Below are 14,827 nucleotides of genomic sequence, written 5' to 3' on the forward strand. Positions count from 1 at the left end.
AGGTCGGAGGACGCGCATGCCTACAAAGAACCTGACTGCTGAGACGTTCGAGAGCACCGTCACCGCCACCGGCATCGTGCTCGTGGACTTCTGGGCTGCCTGGTGCGGCCCGTGCCGCGCCTTCGCGCCCGTGTTCGAGTCCGCCTCGAACCGCCACCGCGACGTGGTGTTCGCAAAGGTCGACACCGAGGCTGAGCCTGAACTCTCGGCGGCTAACCGCATCACCTCGATCCCGACGCTCATGGTGTTCCGCGACGGAGTGCTCGTGTACTCCCAGCCCGGCGCGCTCCCGACACCGCAACTCGAGCTGCTGATCCAGAAGGCGCGTGAACTCGACATGGACGAGGTTCACCGGCAGCTCGCGCAGCGCACCGCCTAACCAACTCACACAGACTAAGAGCCCCGAAAGGAACACCATGTGCGCACGAATCATCTGCCCTGCGTGCGGCAAGCCCACGTGGGACGGCTGCGGCCAGCACATCGAGCAGGCCCTCGCAGGAGTCCCCGAGAACGAGCGCTGCTCATGCAACTGATCACGGATCACGAGGAAAGGAGCGATCGCGATGCTGCTTGAGCGCATCTACGACGAAGACCTCGCACAGGCCAGCTACCTGATCGGCTGCCAGCGCAGCGGCGAGGCCGTCGTGGTGGACCCACGACGCGATATCGGCGCTTATCTGGATCTCGCCGGCAAGCACGGCATGCGCATCGTCGCAGTGACCGAGACGCACATCCATGCCGACTACCTGTCCGGCACGCGCGAGCTCGCTGCGCACACCGGCGCGACCGCGTACGTATCCGACGAGGGCGGCCCGGACTGGACGTATGGGGCAGGCTTCGACACCGCCGTGCGCATGAAGCACGGTCACCAGATCACGCTGGGGAACGTCACGCTGGAAGCCGTTCACACCCCCGGACACACTCCCGAGCACCTGTCCTTCCTCATCACCGACGGCGCTCAGACCAACGAACCCGGCTACATGCTCACGGGCGACTTCGTCTTCGTCGGAGACGTCGGCCGGCCCGACCTGCTCGACGAGGCAGCCGGAGGCGTAGACACCCGCTTCGCAGGCGCCCACGCACTGTTCGCGAGCCTGCGCGATCACTTCCTCACACTTCCCGACTACGTGCAGGTGCTTCCCGCGCACGGATCCGGATCCGCCTGCGGAAAGGCGCTGGGAGCGATCGCCGCCTCCACGGTCGGGTACGAGCGTCGCTTCTCCTGGTGGGGTTCGTACCTCGCCAACGACGACGAGCAGGGCTTCGTCGAGGCGCTGCTGAGCGACCAGCCCGATGCCCACGCCTACTTCGCGCGGATGAAGACACAGAATCGTGTGGGACCGGCCGTGATCGGAGAGTTGCCGACGCTGAGCGAGTACACGACAGCCGAGCTGCTCGTCGCCCTGGCAGAGGATCGGGTGATCTTCGTCGACACCCGTCATCACAGTCAGGTGCACGAAGGAACGGTCGCGCGTTCGCTGAACGTGCCGGGCGAAGCCAAAGCGGCCACCTACGGATCGTGGGTCTACGACCCCGAAACCGAGTTCCGGCCCCTCGTGTTGCTGGCCGACTCCCGGGCCGCCGCAGAGCGGATCCGCGACCACCTCATCCGGGTCGGCATCGACAACGTACAAGGCTTCATCACGACCATCGAGGGTCTTTCATTGGTGCGTCCCAAGACTGTCGCGCCGGATCGGCTCGGTCAGATCGATCGCGCGCTTCTGCTGGATGTGCGCAACCGGACGGAGTTCGCCGCCGGCCACATCCCCGGCGCCGACCAGATGTCCGGCGGTCGCGTCATGTGGCACACCGACGGACTGCCTGAGACCGGCACCATCGTGACTTACTGCCAGAGCGGTGTCCGCAACAGCGTCACCGCGAGTGCCCTGCGGCGGGCCGGCTACGACATCGCCGAACTAGAGGGCAGCTACGCCGCATGGTCGGCGCTACCCGACGCAACCCGACCGGCCGCCTGACTCCCGCGGTGGGACCTCGATGAACTCGGATGATGGTCAACGCCGCGCCCGAGGTGGTCTCGAATCAGACCGACACAACGGTCTCGTATCCGGTTGACATAGCCAGGTGGTGTTAAGCACCTCCGTGAGGCGAAAATCGACCGGCTTCTCGAGCTGCTCGTACGTGCATGTCGTCGGGTCTCGGTCCGGACGCCACCGCCGGAACCTGGCCGTGTGTCGGAACCGGTCTCCCTGCATGTGGTCGTACGCCACTTCGACGACCAGTTCGGGGCGAAGCGGGACGAAGGAGAGGTCTTTGCCCTGGCTCCACCGGCTTTGAGTGCCCGGCATCCGGTCTTCCGTCGCAGTTCCAGCAGCGCCGGGCTGCACCCACGGATGGTCGTCCGTGCCGGCCTCCAGGTGGCAGGTCCATGGAAACATCCTGGCCGCATCTGCAGCTTTCGTCGCGATACTCAGCTGCCCGGAACCGCTTCGCTGGCGCGCTGCTTGGCAAGAGCCTCGTCTCGGCGTCGACGGATGTGCACCAAGCTCTCCTCGAGGGCGGCTACCTCGCCGAGCCAGACGTGCCGTCTGGCTTCCTCGAGACGTCCCTCGGCGTTGACCGCCATCTCTTCAAGGCGCGGGCTCTGTCGCGGGTCCACGTCCAGGAAGCGGCATTTCGCGCACGCGCTTTCGTGCACGCACGGCGTCGCGTACGGCCGGTGACAGTCGCCGAGCGCGACCTTGCGCAGCAGGAAGTGCTGCTCGAAGTCGCCCCACTCCGCCTCCGTCGCCTGTCGGAACTCGCCCTCGGGTCGCGCGCCCCGACGCCGTTCGATGAAGGCCTCGACTACGCCACCCCAGCCGAGGTCGAAGCCGCCTACTATCAATCACGAGAAGCCGCCCCGGCGCTCACATAGCGATCGGAACAGAACCCAGGGCGGTTCACGCCACCCAAATCGACCGCACCCCACCCCCGCACAAAGCGCCCACTATGTCCTGAGACTCAACCGTCCACTAAGTCCTGAGACTTCACAGTGTGCAGACGCCGCTGTCTCGGCGCACAGATGCTGTCTCGCTGAGAGGGGGCGGATCAGCGGGACGGGGGCGTGCTCATCCACTCCGGGTCGATCTTGGGCAGGCGCTTCACGCGCGGGCGGCGCTTGGGCCGCTCGGGGATGAGCGCGCGCATCTCGTCGACCTTGCCCCAGCACAGCAGCCGGTCTCCGGCCTCGAGCACGAGGCGGCCGGGCGGATTCGGGATGACCGACGAGCCGCGGTGCAGCGTGAGCACCGAGATGTCGCGCTGCCACAGCCCCGACTCGCGCAGCGTCTTGCCGACGAACTCCGCATCGCCGTGCACGACGATCTCGGCCACGCCGTAGCCGGTCGAGACGGCGAGCCGCTCGCGCACGTCGATGTGCGGGAACGCCACCTGGCCCGCGATGTAGTCGATGATCGCGCCCGCCACGTCGAGCCGCGTGGCCGTCTCGATGCCCTGCAGGCCCGGCGAGGAGTTCACCTCCATGACGAGGGGGCCCTCCGCCCCCTCGAGCATGTCGACGCCCGCCACCTTGAGCCCCATGATCTGCGCCGCCCGCACGGCCGTGCGCTCGTACTCCTCATCCAGCTCGACGCGCTCGACCGAGCCGCCGCGGTGCACGTTGGAGCGGAACTCGTCGCCGCTCGCGGAGCGCCGCATCGCCGCAACGACCCGGTCGCCCACGACGAGCGCGCGGATGTCGCGGCCCCTCGACTCCGTCACGAAGCGCTGGATGAGCACGTTCTGGCGCGCGGACTGCAGCGTCTCGATGATCGCCTCGGCCACCTTGTTGTCGGGGGCCAGGATGACGCCGATCCCCTGCGTGCCCTCGATGAGCTTGATGACGACGGGGGCGCCGCCGACGCGCTCGATCGCCGGGATCACGTCGGCGCGGTCGCGCACGAACGCGGTGGCGGGCATCGCGATGCCGTGGCGGGAGAGGATCTGGTTGGCGCGCAGCTTGTCGCGCGAGTTCGAGATGCCGCCGGCGGTGTTGGGCGTGTACACGTCCATCTGCTCGAACTGCCGCACGACGGCCGTGCCGTAGTACGTGATGGAGTTGCCGATGCGCGGCACGATCGCGTCGTAGTCGCGCAGCCGCTTGCCGCGGTACTGCAGATCGGGGTCGTCTCCCGACAGGTCGATCGCGAAGCGCAGGGTGTTGAGCACCTTCACCTCGTGGCCGCGATCGAGCGCGGCGGCGCGCAGTCGCTGGGTGCTGTAGCTGCGCGGCGCGCGGGAGAGGATGGCGATTCTCACGTGGTGATTCCCAGGATTCGGACGGACGGTGCGGTTTGATGGTTGCCGTGCCCCGCTCCCATCATCCACCCTCGCGCCTCGTCGGCTGGCGCGAATGGGTGAGTCTGCCCGGAACGGGCGTGGAGTGGCTCAAGGCCAAGGTCGACACGGGCGCGCAGACCTCGTCGCTGCACGCCTTCGGGCTCAAGGAGTTCACGCGCGACGGCCAGCCGTGGGTGCGCTTCGAGGTGCACCCCTGGCAGCGCAGCTCGGCCGACGCCGTCACGCTGGAGCTTCCCGTGCACGACCGCCGCAGGGTGCGCAGCTCGTCGGGCCACTCGCAGAAGCGCTACGTCGTGCTCATGGACGTGCGCCTGCTCGATGAGGTGATCCGCGCCGAGGTGACCCTCAGCCGCCGCGACGCCATGGGCTTCCGCATGCTCATCGGGCGCGAGCTGCTGCGCAAGGGCTTCCTCGTCGACGCGCATCAGTCCTACCTGGGCGGCAGGCCGCCCAAGGCCGTGCGCCGCGCCAACCGCAGCACCGATGACGCGGAACCGCAGCAGGACGCACTCTGAACGCGGAGCCGTTCCGCAACCGATCTCCGCATCGGATCGGTATCGGTTCTCCTCGTGAGGCGGTGTGAGCCGGCCCGCGCTCGATAGCGTGGCAGCGACATCACCACAGGGGGGACTCTCATGAGCACGAACACGCCTTCGACGCCTGCCGGCTGGTACCCGAGCGAGCGCACCGGTCAGCTGCGCTACTGGGACGGCGCGCAGTGGACCGAGCACTACCAGCCCGCCGCGCCGGCACAGCCCGCACCGCCGCAGCCGGCCGCGCCGCAGCAGCCCGCGGCACAGCAGCCCGCGGCGTGGCAGCAGCCCGCGGCACAGGCGCCCGAGGCGGGCGTTCCCGGCATCCCGTCCCCCCAGCAGTTCGCCGCCACCGGCCGGCCCGCCGCGTACGGCCAGGCCCCGTCCGGCGACGTGCCCGCGGCCGCGCCCGGGTACGGGCAGGCGCCCGCCGCAGCCGGAGCACCGTACGGCCAGGCATCGGCGTACGACACCGCCGCCCCGACGTTCGCGGGCACCGCGCCGGCCCCCGGGCGGAAGAAGGGCCTCGGCAAGGGCGCGATCGCGGGCATCGTCGCGGGCGCCGTGGTCGTCGCCGGCGCCGCCGTCTGGGGCGGCGTCGTGCTGTTCGGCGGGCTGGGCGGCGCGGGCGGCTGCCCCACCCCCGACGCGGCCCTCTTCGACGGGCTCACCGAATCCGGCGGCGCGGAGGGCGTCTCGGCGGCCGAGCTCGCCGACGCCTCCGCGCTCTCGCCGGACGAGATCCAGTCCCTGTTCGGCGACGCCTGCGTGTACACCGCGTCGGGCGAGATCGAAGGCGCGCTGGGCTCGCCCGCGACGGGCGAGATGACCATCGCGCTGAGCTCGGACGGCGCCGTCGACCCCGCGTCCGTCGCCGACACGTTCGAGGCGGCCGGATGGTCCGACCTCGGCGCGCTCGCGGCGCTCGGTGGCGAGGACACCGGCGGCATGGGCATGTGGATCGAGGGCGACATGGCCTCGCTCATCACGAGCGAGACGACGGCCATGACGATGGCGATCGGCATGGAGTTCGAGGCGGCCAAGGAGCAGATGAGCGATGAGGAGCTGAAGGAGCTCGAGTCGCGCTTCCCCGGCCTGGACTACATGCTCGTGGTGGTCACCACCAGCGAGTGACCCGGGCCCGCCCGTCACTCCTTCTTCGCCCGGCTCGGCTGTACCCGCGGCGGCTCGCCCGGCATCTTCGGGAAGTCGGGAGGGAAGGGCAGCTCGCCGAGCCCGTCGGCGAGGTCCCGCTCCCACCACTCCAGCAGGGTGTCGATCCGGGCCGGGCTCTCGTCGATCCCGGCCCACGGATCGCCGACCTCCTCGAGGCGGCGGGGCACGGTGCGGATCGTGAACTCGTGCGGCTCGAGGCCGTCCAGCTCCTCCCACGTCACCGGCGTCGACACGGTGGCCGCCGGCAGGGGGCGCGGGCTGTAGGCGCCGGCCATCGTGCGGTCGCGATTGGCCTGGTTGAAGTCCACGAAGATGCGCTCTCCGCGCTCCTCCTTCCACCAGCTCGTCGTGACGCGATCCGGCATCCGGCGCTCGAGCTCGCGGCCCGCGGCGATGACCGCGTGCCGCACGTCGAGGAACTCCCACTCCGGCACGATCGGGCAGAACACGTGCAGGCCGCGATTGCCGCTCGTCTTGAGCCACGGCTCCAGTCCCGCCTCGTGCAGCACCTCGCGCAGGCCGTGGGCGGCCCGCACGGCGTCGGCGAAGTCGGTGCCCGGCTGCGGGTCGAGGTCGATGCGCAGCTCGACCGGCCGGTCCGTGTCGCTCGTCCGCGAGGCCCAGGGATGGAACACGACGGTGTTCATCTGCGCCGCCCACACGACGGCGGCCGGTTCGGTGAGCACCAGCTGCGGGTGACGGCGGCCGCTGTTGTACGTGACGGTGACCGCCTCGACGTAGTCGGGCGCGCCCTTGGGCGGGTTCTTGGAGAAGAAGCTCTCGCCCTCGATCGACTCGGGGAAGCGCTCCAGCGACACCGGCCGCCCGCCGTTGTGGGCGAGGAACGGATCGGCCACGGCGATGAGGTACTCCGCCAGCTCGCGCTTGGTGATGCCCGCCTCGGGCCACAGCACGCGGCCGGGGCTCGACAGCGAGACCTCCCGCCCGCCGGCCTCCAGGGTGATCCGCTCCGACGCCATGCCCCGAGGCTAGGGGTCGGGCCCGCGCCGGCGAAAGGGCTTGACGCCGGGGTCAGTCGGCCAGGGCCAGAACCGGGGCGAGCTCCTCGCGCGTGAGGGTCATGAGCGGACCGGCGGGATCGATGATGATGCCGCCCACCTGCGGGTTGTCGCGCAGGGCCCGCGCGATCTTCTCGACGGCCAGGGGCAGCGCCTTCTCGTCGCGGCCGAGCGCCGCGATCTCGAGCGGGTGCGAGAACACCTGCAGCAGCCGGGTGCCGTCGGCCAGGCGCGCCTCCGCGATCCCGAGCTTCTCGCTGTCGTTCTGCGAGGGCCCGACCGCCACCCACAGCGGCGGGCGCTCCGCCAGCAGGGTGGCGAGACGGTGCGGCGTGTCGGCCTGCCGCGGCTCGGCGAGCAGCGACTTGACGCGCGCCTGCGGATCGGCCTCGGCGAAGGCCTTCTCGAGCACCTGGCGGGGCAGCACGGCGCGGCGCGGCGACTGGTTGTCGAGGATGAGGCCCGCGTAGGTGCCCTCGAGCAGGTGCCGCACCAGCGCGGCGACCGGCTGGCCGATCGCGGAGGTCTGCGTGTCGCCGTCGGCCGTGACGGCCTCGCGCAGCGCGCGGCCCGAGCTGTAGGCGAGCATGTAGTCCTTGTCGCCGGCGTGCGCGACACCGAAGGTGATCTGCCCACCGTCGGCGAGCTGCTGACGCGCGTCGCCCTGCACGCGCAGGTAGAGGTTGCCCTGCATCGCCTGGCGGACGACGCCCAGCACCTGGGCGCCCGAGGGCTTGTCGGGCAGCGCCGCGAGCGCGTCGCGCACGAGCGCGTTGTCGCGCAGGCCGGGCACGGTCTCGTGCTCCGTCGGCGGCGCCGCGGGCGCGAACGGCAACCCGGGGCGCGCGTTCGAGCGGGGCGTGGCCTGCATGCGCATGCGCGGGTCGGCTGCGGCGCGCGCGACGAACGGATCGGCGCGCGGGCTGCCGTCGCGGGGCGCGGGCGGCTCGACGGGGGCGCCGGTGCCGCCGAGTCCCGTGAACGACGACATCGAGATGCTCACGTTCGGGGTGTCCGCGGGGGCCGGTGGGGCGTCGGCGGGGGCCAGGGACGCGTCGGCGGCCGACCGCGCGGCGTCGCCCTCCGGGCGTTCCGTCTCGCTCGCCTCGACCGCCTCGTCCCTCCTCGGGTCGCGGTCGTCCTTCTTCTTGCGTGAGAACAGGCCCATGCGCCCAGCGTACGTGGCATGGGTGACGCGCGGGGCGCGCTCCCCGGCGCCTCAGAGCTTCGCGATGGGCGCGACCTTGATGAGCAGCTTCTTCGCCCCGGCCCTGTCGAACCGCACGTGGGCGATGCGCTTGGCGCCCTCGCCCGTGACGGCGTCGACGCGCCCCTCGCCGAAGTCGTCGTGCCGGATGCGGTCGCCGGGCGCCAGCTCGAGGTCGCCGTTGTCGCGCACCTTGTTCGTGACGAGCCCGGGGAACCGATCCATCGCCGTGGACTTCGGCTTCAGCCCGCCGCCGGCCGGCAGCGGCTTCGCGCCCCACCGGTCCGCACCGGACGCGGGCCGGCGCGCGTTCAGCGCGCGCGACTGCGTGCCGCCGCGCCCGTTCACGTCGCCCGGCGACTGGCGCCAGTCGATGAGGTGGGCCGGGATCTCCTGCAGGAACCGGCTGGGCATCGCCACCGACACCTCGCCGAACTGCGCGCGCGTCATCGCCAGCGAGAGGTACAGCCGCTTGCGGGCGCGCGTGATGCCGACGTAGAACAGGCGCCGCTCCTCCTGCGGCCCGCCCGGCTCGCCGGCCGAGATCCGGTGCGGGATGAGGTCCTCCTCCACGCCCGTGAGGAAGACGTGGTCGAACTCGAGGCCCTTGGCCGTGTGCAGCGTCATGAGCGACACCGATCCGGACTCGTCGTCGAGGTCGTCGCTGTCGGCCACGAGCGCGACCTCGGTGAGGAAGTCGAGCAGCGTGCCCTCGGGGTTGTTGCGCGCGAACTCGCGCGTGACGGCCACGAGCTCGTCGAGGTTCTCGACGCGGGCCTCGTCCTGCGGGTCGCGCGAGGCGCGCAGCGCGTCGTAGTAGCCCGATCTGTTCAGCAGCAGCTGCAGTCCCTCGGTCACCGCCGTGGGCGGTGCCGCCTCGCCCGAGGCGGGCAGCATGATCTCGGTCGCCTCGCGCAGCACGGCGTCGAGGTGGGCGATCGCGGCCTGCAGCTTGGGCCCCACGCCCAGCTCCGCCGCGTTCGAGAGGGCGTCGCGGAACGTGATGTCGTGGTCGGCGGCGAACTGCGCGATCCCCGTCTCGGTGACCGCGCCGATGCCGCGCTTGGGCTTGTTCAGGATGCGCCGCACGGCCATCTCGTCGGCGGGGTTCGCCACGGCGACGAGGTACGCCAGCGCGTCCTTGATCTCGGCGCGCTCGTAGAACTTGGTGCCGCCCATGATCTTGTAGGGCACGGCGGCGCGGATGAAGATCTCCTCGAGCGCGCGGGACTGCGAGTTGGTGCGGTAGAACACCGCGATGTCGCCGTAGGCGGCGCCGGCTCGGTGCAGCGCCTCGATCTCGTCGGCGACGAACTGCGCCTCGTCGTGCTGCGAGTACCCCGTGAAGCCGACGACCTTCTCGCCCGTGCCGGCGTCGGTCCACAGGCTCTTCGCCTTGCGGTCGAAGTTGTTCGCGATCACCGCATTGGCCGCATCGAGGATGTTCTGGGTCGAGCGGTAGTTCTGCTCGAGCAGCACCACCTTGGCGCCGGGGAAGTCGCGCTCGAACTCGCTGATGTTGCGGATGTCGGCGCCGCGGAACGCGTAGATCGACTGATCCGAGTCGCCCACCACCGTGAGCGACGCCGCCTCTCCCTCGTCCATGAGGGCCAGCATCCCGCCGCCCACGTCCTGCGACGACTGGATCGGGCGCGTGAGCTCATGGATGAGCGCGTACTGCGCGTGGTTCGTGTCCTGGTACTCGTCGACGAGGATGTGCCGGAACCGCTTGCGGTAGACGTCGGCCACCTGTGGGAAGGCGCGGAACAGGTACACCGTCTGCGCGATGAGGTCGTCGAAGTCGAACGCGTTGGCCCGGCGCAGCTGCCGCTCGTAGTCGCGGAAGACGTCGATGAACACGCGCTCGGCGGGATCGTCGTGGCTCACCGTGCGGGCGTACGCGTCGGCGTCGGACAGCTCGTTCTTGAGCTTCGAGATCTTCGACTGCACGGCCGCCGGCGTCAGGCCGAGCGCGTCGGCCTCGTGCTCCTTGACGAGCCGCTTGATGAGGGCGCGCGAGTCGCCCGAGTCGTAGATCGTGAACGCCTTCGTGAAGCCGAACTGCTCGGCCTCGCGGCGCAGGATGCGCACGCACGCCGAGTGGAACGTCGAGATCCACATGCCGCGGGCGCTGTCGCCCACCAGCTGCTCGACGCGCTCGCGCATCTCCTGCGCGGCCTTGTTCGTGAACGTGATGGCGAGGATCTGCGACGGCCACGCCTCGCGCGAGCGCAGCAGCGACGCGATCCGGTGCGTGAGCACCCGCGTCTTGCCCGATCCCGCACCCGCGACGATGAGCAGCGCGGGCCCGCGGTACTCCACCGCCTCGCGCTGCTGCGGGTTGAGGCCGTCCGGCAGCGGATCGCCGGCCGGGCCGGATCCGTGCACGATGAGGGGCGAGGAGGCGTCTGACATGTCCCCTCAAGTCTAGGTTCGGGCACCGACGCCGCCGCCCGCGGCGCCGGATCCGGCGCACGGCCGGCACCTCGCGACCCCGGGGAAGCCGCGCGCGGCCGGGATACCACCCGATTCACGGGTTGCGGCATATCGCGGGGCGATACCGTCGAGGGATGAGCACGCGCATGCCGCCGGCGATGGGTCCGCTGGAGCCCGAAACCCAGCGTCTGGGCGACGCCGTGTTCGAGCGGATCGGCGACGCGATCGTCGAGGGGCGTCTGCAGCCGGGCGAGCGGATCCGCGATGTCGACATCGCCGCGGAGCTCGGCGTCTCGCGCATGCCGGTGCGCGAGGCGCTGCAGCGGCTGGAGCGACTCGGCCTCGTGGAGATGTCCGCCAGCCGGTTCACGCGCGTCACCGAGATCTCCGGAGAGGACGTCGACGCGGCGATGGAGTACCTCGGCTATCAGGTGGGCATCGCGGTGCGGATGGCGGCGCGCATGCCCGATGAGGAGCTGCGGCAGACGGTCGACCTCGCTCGCGAGACCGCGTCCCTGTGCCGGTCCACGCCGTCCGCCGACTCCATCGAACCGCCGCTCGAATCCGTGTTCGCGATCTACGACGCGGCCGGCGCCCTGTACTCCCGCCTGGCCGACTGCTGCGGCAATCCCGTGTTCATGCGCGCCTACCGCGACGCGTGGATCGTCCTGCGGCGCGCCCAGCGCGGCAGGCCGCGCCTCATCCAGGCGCCCTCGGCGATCGCCGAGGCGTTCGACCGTCTGGCGGACGCGCTCGAGCGGCGCGACGCGTCCGGCTCGGAGGGGATCATCCGGAGCGTCTTCCGCCTGGACGACGCTCCCACGCCCGCCGGCTGAGCGCTCGGATCAGCGGAAGAACGCGACGCCGAGATCCGTGTGGTCGACGAAGACGCCGTCGACACTGCTGTCGCGGATGATCCGCCACTCGGCCTCGTAGTCGCCGAACGCCGCCTTCCCCCCGCCGGAGCGGAACTCGCCCACGAGGAACGCGTTCTCCGGTCGGCAGGTCCACGTGTACACGCGCAGACCGCGCGCGTGCGCGTCGGCGACGACGGACGAGGGCCCCGTGGCGCGCCCGCGCCGGTCCGGCGCGAGGATCATCCTCTTGTCCACGCTGATGCCGTCCACCCGCCCCACCAGGCGGTCCAGTCCCTCCGGGCGTGCCGTCGCCGCGTACGTCGGCGCGTCCGCGCCGTGCGCCGCGACGAGGTCGGCCGGGCTGCCCTTCGCCTCGAGCAGGTAGACGAACGACGCCGTGAGCCCGGCCTCGCGCAGGCGCGTGAGCACCGTGGATTCGAACGACTCCACCACGAGCGGCCGGCGCCCGTCGTCCCAGCCCGCGGCGCGCAGGTCGCGGAGGATGAGCGGCACGAGGTCGAGCCCGACGGAGGTGAAGTACGTGGCGTGCTTCACCTCGAGCACGACCGCGATCTCCCGGCCGTGCGCGAGCGAGGCGCGGGCGGTCAGCTCGAGCAGGTCGGTGAGGCGCAGCATCGGCTGCGTGTCGTCGAAGCTCGCGCTCGCGGGGCGCAGCTGCGGGATGCGCTCCCGGCACCGCAGCGCCGCCAGCTCCTCCCACGTGAAGTCCTCGGTGAACCAGCCCGTCAGCCGCGCGCCGTCCACCGTCTTCGTGGTGCGGCGATCCGCGAACTCGGGGCGGTCCGCCACGTCGGTGGTGCCCGAGATCTCGTTCTCGTGCCGCACCACGAGCACGCCGTCGCGCGTAGCGACGACGTCGGGCTCGACGGCGTCGCAGCCCATCTCGAACGCCAGCTCGTACGCCGACGGCGAGTGCTCGGGCCGGTAGCCGGACGCGCCGCGGTGCGCGACGACGAGCGGCGGACGAGGCGACATGGTCCCCAGGCTAATCCGGGCGCTTCCGCGCGCGGGCGCCGCGGAGAAGCGCGCGGTGGGGAAAACCCCCGAAGCCCGTTGCGCCGTGGGCGAAATCCCCGAAGCCCCAGGCGCGCCATAGGGATCGCCATTACTGTGGAAGGAAGGCGCCGCGGCCGGCGCCGAACGAGACCTTGGAGTGTGACCGATCATGGCCAGCCCCGGATTCAACAACCCCGTCTTCCAGGCGCCGCAGTCGCGGCAGGGCGGTTACGGAACGCCCCTGCAGCCGCCCGTGGCGCAGCAGCAGCCGAACGCCGGCGCCGTGCAGGCCGGGCAGTTCTCGCACATGGGCGTGGACGCCGCCGCCCAGGCCCGTATGGAGGGCGCGTACGCCTCCCCCACCGCCGGCTCGCTCGAGACCGGACGCATGACCGTCGAGGACACCGTCATCAAGACGGTCGTGCTCTTCGGCGCGATGCTCGTGTTCGCCGCCATCGGCTGGGTGTGGACGCTCGGCGGCAGCCTCAACCCGCAGGCCGTCGGCGCCGTGAGCTTCGTGCCGTGGATCGTGGGCGCGCTCGGCGGCTTCGTGCTCGGACTCGTCAACTCGTTCAAGAAGCAGCCCAGCGTCCCGCTCATCTTCGCGTACGCCGCGTTCGAGGGCCTCTTCGTCGGCGGCATCTCGGCGTTCTTCGAGGCCATCTGGCCGGGCATCGTCTTCCAGGCGACGCTCGCGACCGTCTCCGTCGTCGGCGTCACGCTCGCTCTCTTCGCGAGCGGCAAGGTCCGCGCCTCGGCGAAGGCGACGAAGATCTTCATGATCGCGATGATCGGCTACCTGGTCTTCTCGCTGCTCAACGTCGTCCTGATGTGGACCGGCGTGAACACCGACCCGTGGGGCCTGCGCTCGGCTGAGTTCATGGGCATCCCGCTCGGCCTCATCATCGGCATCCTCGTCGTCTTCATGGCGGCGTACTCGCTCGTGCTGGACTTCGACATGATCCAGCAGGGCGTGCGCAACGGCGCCCCCCGCAAGTACGGCTGGATGGGCGCCTTCGGCATCATGGTCACCGTCGTGTGGCTGTACATCGAGATCCTGCGCATCATCGCGATCCTGCGCGGCAACGACTGAGTCGCCGCTCTCCGCGAAGGCCGTCCCCTCGGGGGCGGCCTTCGTCGTCTCCGGGCGTCGTCTCCGGGATCCGCCGAGGGCTGATCCGCCCGGGGCGGATTCCCGCACGCGGCCGGCGCGGGCGGCGCCCGCTGGGCACATGGCAGAAGACAGCACCGTCCCCCGGTTCACCGCAGACGCCCGGCGCGAGCTCTATCACCACCGCGTGCTCGTGCTCGACGGTCCGCTCGACGACGACAACGGCACCCTGCTCACCACGCAGCTGGTGGCGCTGGCGGCCGAGGATCCGGCCGGCGACATCGCCCTGTGGATCCGCTCCCCCGGCGGCTCCGTGCCGTCGATGCTCGCGATCCGCGACGTCATGCGGCTCGTGCCGTGCGACGTGGCGACGCTCGACCTGGGCATGGCCTACAGCGCGGGGCAGTTCCTGCTCTCGGCGGGCGGGAGGGGCAAGCGGCGCGCGCTGCCGCACGCCAAGGTGCTGCTGCACCAGGGCTCGGCGGGCATCGGCGGCACGGCCGTGGACGTGGAGGTGCAGGCCGAGGACCTGCGCCAGATGCGCGACACCGTGCTGGGCCTGATCGCGGAGGACACGGGGCAGCCGGTGGAGCGCGTGTTCGAGGACTCGCTGCACGACCACTGGTACTCGGCGCAGGAGGCGCTCGAGTACGGCTTCATCGACGCGATCGTGAGCGACTTCGACGACATCATGCCGCGCCGGCGGCGGCCCCTCGGGCTCGGGGCGGATCTCGGCGCCAACGACGAGGAGGGCGCCCGATGAGCGGCTACACGATCCCCAACGTGATCACGCGCGACGCCCGCGGCGAGCGGATCATGGACGTCTACTCGCACCTGCTGAGCGAGCGGATCGTCTACCTCGGCACGGGCATCGACGCCGGCGTGGCCAACGCGCTCATCGCGCAGCTGCTGCACCTCGAGGGCTCCTTGAGCCCGCGCTCGACCTCCGACAGGTACTGCACCGAGACGCCCGCCCGCGCGGCGACATCGGCGAGCGTCTCGCCGCGCTCATGGCGTCGGCGGCGCAGCTGCTCCCCCACCAGATGGCGCCACAGCGGATCGATCCGCGGGGCGCGGCGGGCGTCGGGAGCGGGGAACGGGATCGGCTCGGCGATGTCCACACGATAGGCGGGCCGCGCGGCCCGCACAGCCCGTTCCGCTCACGGCAGAAC

Annotated in this window: 14 protein-coding genes and 2 pseudogenes; 9 read left to right on the forward strand and 7 right to left on the reverse strand. The window is 71.0% G+C overall.

Annotation, left to right across the window (positions count from 1 at the left end; translation table 11 throughout):
* Nucleotides 1-16: 16 nt before the first annotated feature.
* Complete coding sequence (gene trxA / locus ACWDR7_RS03130; RefSeq protein ID WP_055988450.1) at nt 17-379, forward strand: thioredoxin; 363 nt, start codon at nt 17-19, stop codon at nt 377-379.
* A 184-nt stretch (nt 380-563) separates the two neighbouring features.
* Entirely contained in the window at nt 564-1,976 is a 1,413-nt protein-coding gene (locus ACWDR7_RS03135; protein ID WP_055988452.1) for an MBL fold metallo-hydrolase, read from the forward strand.
* A 36-nt stretch (nt 1,977-2,012) separates the two neighbouring features.
* On the opposite strand, the pseudogene ACWDR7_RS03140 reads toward ACWDR7_RS03135, so the two are convergent.
* A pseudogene (locus ACWDR7_RS03140) lies at nt 2,013-2,360 on the reverse strand (hypothetical protein); the annotation flags it as partial.
* A 26-nt stretch (nt 2,361-2,386) separates the two neighbouring features.
* Here ACWDR7_RS03140 and ACWDR7_RS03145 point away from each other — a divergent pair.
* A complete protein-coding gene (locus tag ACWDR7_RS03145; protein WP_449853478.1) occupies nt 2,387-2,875 on the forward strand; it encodes a hypothetical protein in 489 nt (162 codons plus the stop codon).
* 173 nt (nt 2,876-3,048) lie between these two features.
* Here ACWDR7_RS03145 and ACWDR7_RS03150 read toward each other — a convergent pair whose 3' ends face one another.
* Nucleotides 3,049-4,257: a RimK family alpha-L-glutamate ligase gene (locus ACWDR7_RS03150; protein WP_449853479.1), complete on the reverse strand. Its 1,209-nt coding sequence runs from the start codon at nt 4,255-4,257 to the stop codon at nt 3,049-3,051.
* Between the two features lie 38 nt (nt 4,258-4,295).
* Between ACWDR7_RS03150 and ACWDR7_RS03155 the strand changes: the two genes are divergently transcribed.
* Both ACWDR7_RS03155 and ACWDR7_RS03160 read left to right on the forward strand, forming a co-directional pair.
* Nucleotides 4,296-4,814, forward strand: coding sequence for an ATP-dependent zinc protease family protein (locus ACWDR7_RS03155; protein ID WP_449853480.1), 519 nt, complete (start codon nt 4,296-4,298; stop codon nt 4,812-4,814).
* A gap of 120 nt (nt 4,815-4,934) precedes the next feature.
* Nucleotides 4,935-5,966 (forward strand): DUF2510 domain-containing protein, encoded by a 1,032-nt coding sequence (locus ACWDR7_RS03160; RefSeq protein WP_449853481.1) that lies wholly within the window; start codon nt 4,935-4,937, stop codon nt 5,964-5,966.
* Nucleotides 5,967-5,980: 14 nt separating this feature from the next.
* Here the strand turns inward: ACWDR7_RS03160 and ligD are convergent, their stop codons facing one another.
* From ligD to ACWDR7_RS03175, 3 genes are read right to left on the reverse strand one after another with little or no spacing between them, the layout of a single operon-like run.
* Entirely contained in the window at nt 5,981-6,988 is a 1,008-nt protein-coding gene (ligD, locus tag ACWDR7_RS03165) for a non-homologous end-joining DNA ligase (protein ID WP_449853482.1), read from the reverse strand.
* A gap of 52 nt (nt 6,989-7,040) precedes the next feature.
* Nucleotides 7,041-8,195 (reverse strand): SseB family protein, encoded by a 1,155-nt coding sequence (locus tag ACWDR7_RS03170; protein ID WP_449853483.1) that lies wholly within the window; start codon nt 8,193-8,195, stop codon nt 7,041-7,043.
* Between the two features lie 51 nt (nt 8,196-8,246).
* The gene (locus ACWDR7_RS03175; protein ID WP_449853484.1) at nt 8,247-10,649 is read right to left on the reverse strand and encodes an ATP-dependent helicase; all 2,403 of its coding nucleotides are present in this window, start codon (nt 10,647-10,649) and stop codon (nt 8,247-8,249) included.
* Between the two features lie 155 nt (nt 10,650-10,804).
* On the opposite strand from ACWDR7_RS03175, the gene ACWDR7_RS03180 reads away from it, so the two are divergent.
* A complete protein-coding gene (locus tag ACWDR7_RS03180) occupies nt 10,805-11,506 on the forward strand; it encodes a GntR family transcriptional regulator (RefSeq protein ID WP_449853485.1) in 702 nt (233 codons plus the stop codon).
* 9 nt (nt 11,507-11,515) lie between these two features.
* Here ACWDR7_RS03180 and ACWDR7_RS03185 read toward each other — a convergent pair whose 3' ends face one another.
* Complete coding sequence (locus tag ACWDR7_RS03185; RefSeq protein ID WP_449853486.1) at nt 11,516-12,523, reverse strand: glycerophosphodiester phosphodiesterase family protein; 1,008 nt, start codon at nt 12,521-12,523, stop codon at nt 11,516-11,518.
* Between the two features lie 190 nt (nt 12,524-12,713).
* Between ACWDR7_RS03185 and ACWDR7_RS03190 the strand changes: the two genes are divergently transcribed.
* From ACWDR7_RS03190 to ACWDR7_RS03200, 3 genes and pseudogenes are all read left to right on the forward strand, one after another.
* Entirely contained in the window at nt 12,714-13,637 is a 924-nt protein-coding gene (locus tag ACWDR7_RS03190; protein WP_449853487.1) for a Bax inhibitor-1/YccA family protein, read from the forward strand.
* A gap of 139 nt (nt 13,638-13,776) precedes the next feature.
* The gene (locus ACWDR7_RS03195; RefSeq protein WP_449853488.1) at nt 13,777-14,418 is read left to right on the forward strand and encodes a ClpP family protease; all 642 of its coding nucleotides are present in this window, start codon (nt 13,777-13,779) and stop codon (nt 14,416-14,418) included.
* Nucleotides 14,415-14,588: pseudogene (locus ACWDR7_RS03200) on the forward strand (ClpP family protease); the annotation flags it as partial. The gene ACWDR7_RS03195 and the pseudogene ACWDR7_RS03200, both read left to right, overlap by 4 nt.
* Here the strand turns inward: ACWDR7_RS03200 and ACWDR7_RS03205 are convergent.
* Nucleotides 14,510-14,803 carry a helix-turn-helix domain-containing protein gene (locus ACWDR7_RS03205; protein WP_449853570.1) on the reverse strand — a complete coding sequence of 98 codons (294 nt, stop codon included), beginning with the start codon at nt 14,801-14,803 and terminating at the stop codon, nt 14,510-14,512. The pseudogene ACWDR7_RS03200 and the gene ACWDR7_RS03205 sit on opposite strands and share 79 nt — an antisense overlap.
* Nucleotides 14,804-14,827: the final 24 nt, after the last annotated feature.

This window comes from Microbacterium sp. NPDC003461 (assembly GCF_053588335.1).

What these genes read in the sequence shown, in the direction of transcription:
- trxA (WP_055988450.1), top strand. Translation starts at nt 17, where the DNA reads ATGCCTACAAAGAACCTGACTGCTGAGACGTTCGAGAGCACCGTCACC.
- ACWDR7_RS03135 (WP_055988452.1), top strand. Translation starts at nt 564, where the DNA reads ATGCTGCTTGAGCGCATCTACGACGAAGACCTCGCACAGGCCAGCTAC.
- ACWDR7_RS03145 (WP_449853478.1), top strand. Translation starts at nt 2,387, where the DNA reads ATGGAAACATCCTGGCCGCATCTGCAGCTTTCGTCGCGATACTCAGCT.
- ACWDR7_RS03155 (WP_449853480.1), top strand. Translation starts at nt 4,296, where the DNA reads ATGGTTGCCGTGCCCCGCTCCCATCATCCACCCTCGCGCCTCGTCGGC.
- ACWDR7_RS03160 (WP_449853481.1), top strand. Translation starts at nt 4,935, where the DNA reads ATGAGCACGAACACGCCTTCGACGCCTGCCGGCTGGTACCCGAGCGAG.
- ligD (WP_449853482.1), bottom strand. Translation starts at nt 6,988, where the DNA reads ATGGCGTCGGAGCGGATCACCCTGGAGGCCGGCGGGCGGGAGGTCTCG.
- ACWDR7_RS03170 (WP_449853483.1), bottom strand. Translation starts at nt 8,195, where the DNA reads ATGGGCCTGTTCTCACGCAAGAAGAAGGACGACCGCGACCCGAGGAGG.
- ACWDR7_RS03175 (WP_449853484.1), bottom strand. Translation starts at nt 10,649, where the DNA reads ATGTCAGACGCCTCCTCGCCCCTCATCGTGCACGGATCCGGCCCGGCC.
- ACWDR7_RS03180 (WP_449853485.1), top strand. Translation starts at nt 10,805, where the DNA reads ATGAGCACGCGCATGCCGCCGGCGATGGGTCCGCTGGAGCCCGAAACC.
- ACWDR7_RS03185 (WP_449853486.1), bottom strand. Translation starts at nt 12,523, where the DNA reads ATGTCGCCTCGTCCGCCGCTCGTCGTCGCGCACCGCGGCGCGTCCGGC.
- ACWDR7_RS03190 (WP_449853487.1), top strand. Translation starts at nt 12,714, where the DNA reads ATGGCCAGCCCCGGATTCAACAACCCCGTCTTCCAGGCGCCGCAGTCG.
- ACWDR7_RS03195 (WP_449853488.1), top strand. Translation starts at nt 13,777, where the DNA reads ATGGCAGAAGACAGCACCGTCCCCCGGTTCACCGCAGACGCCCGGCGC.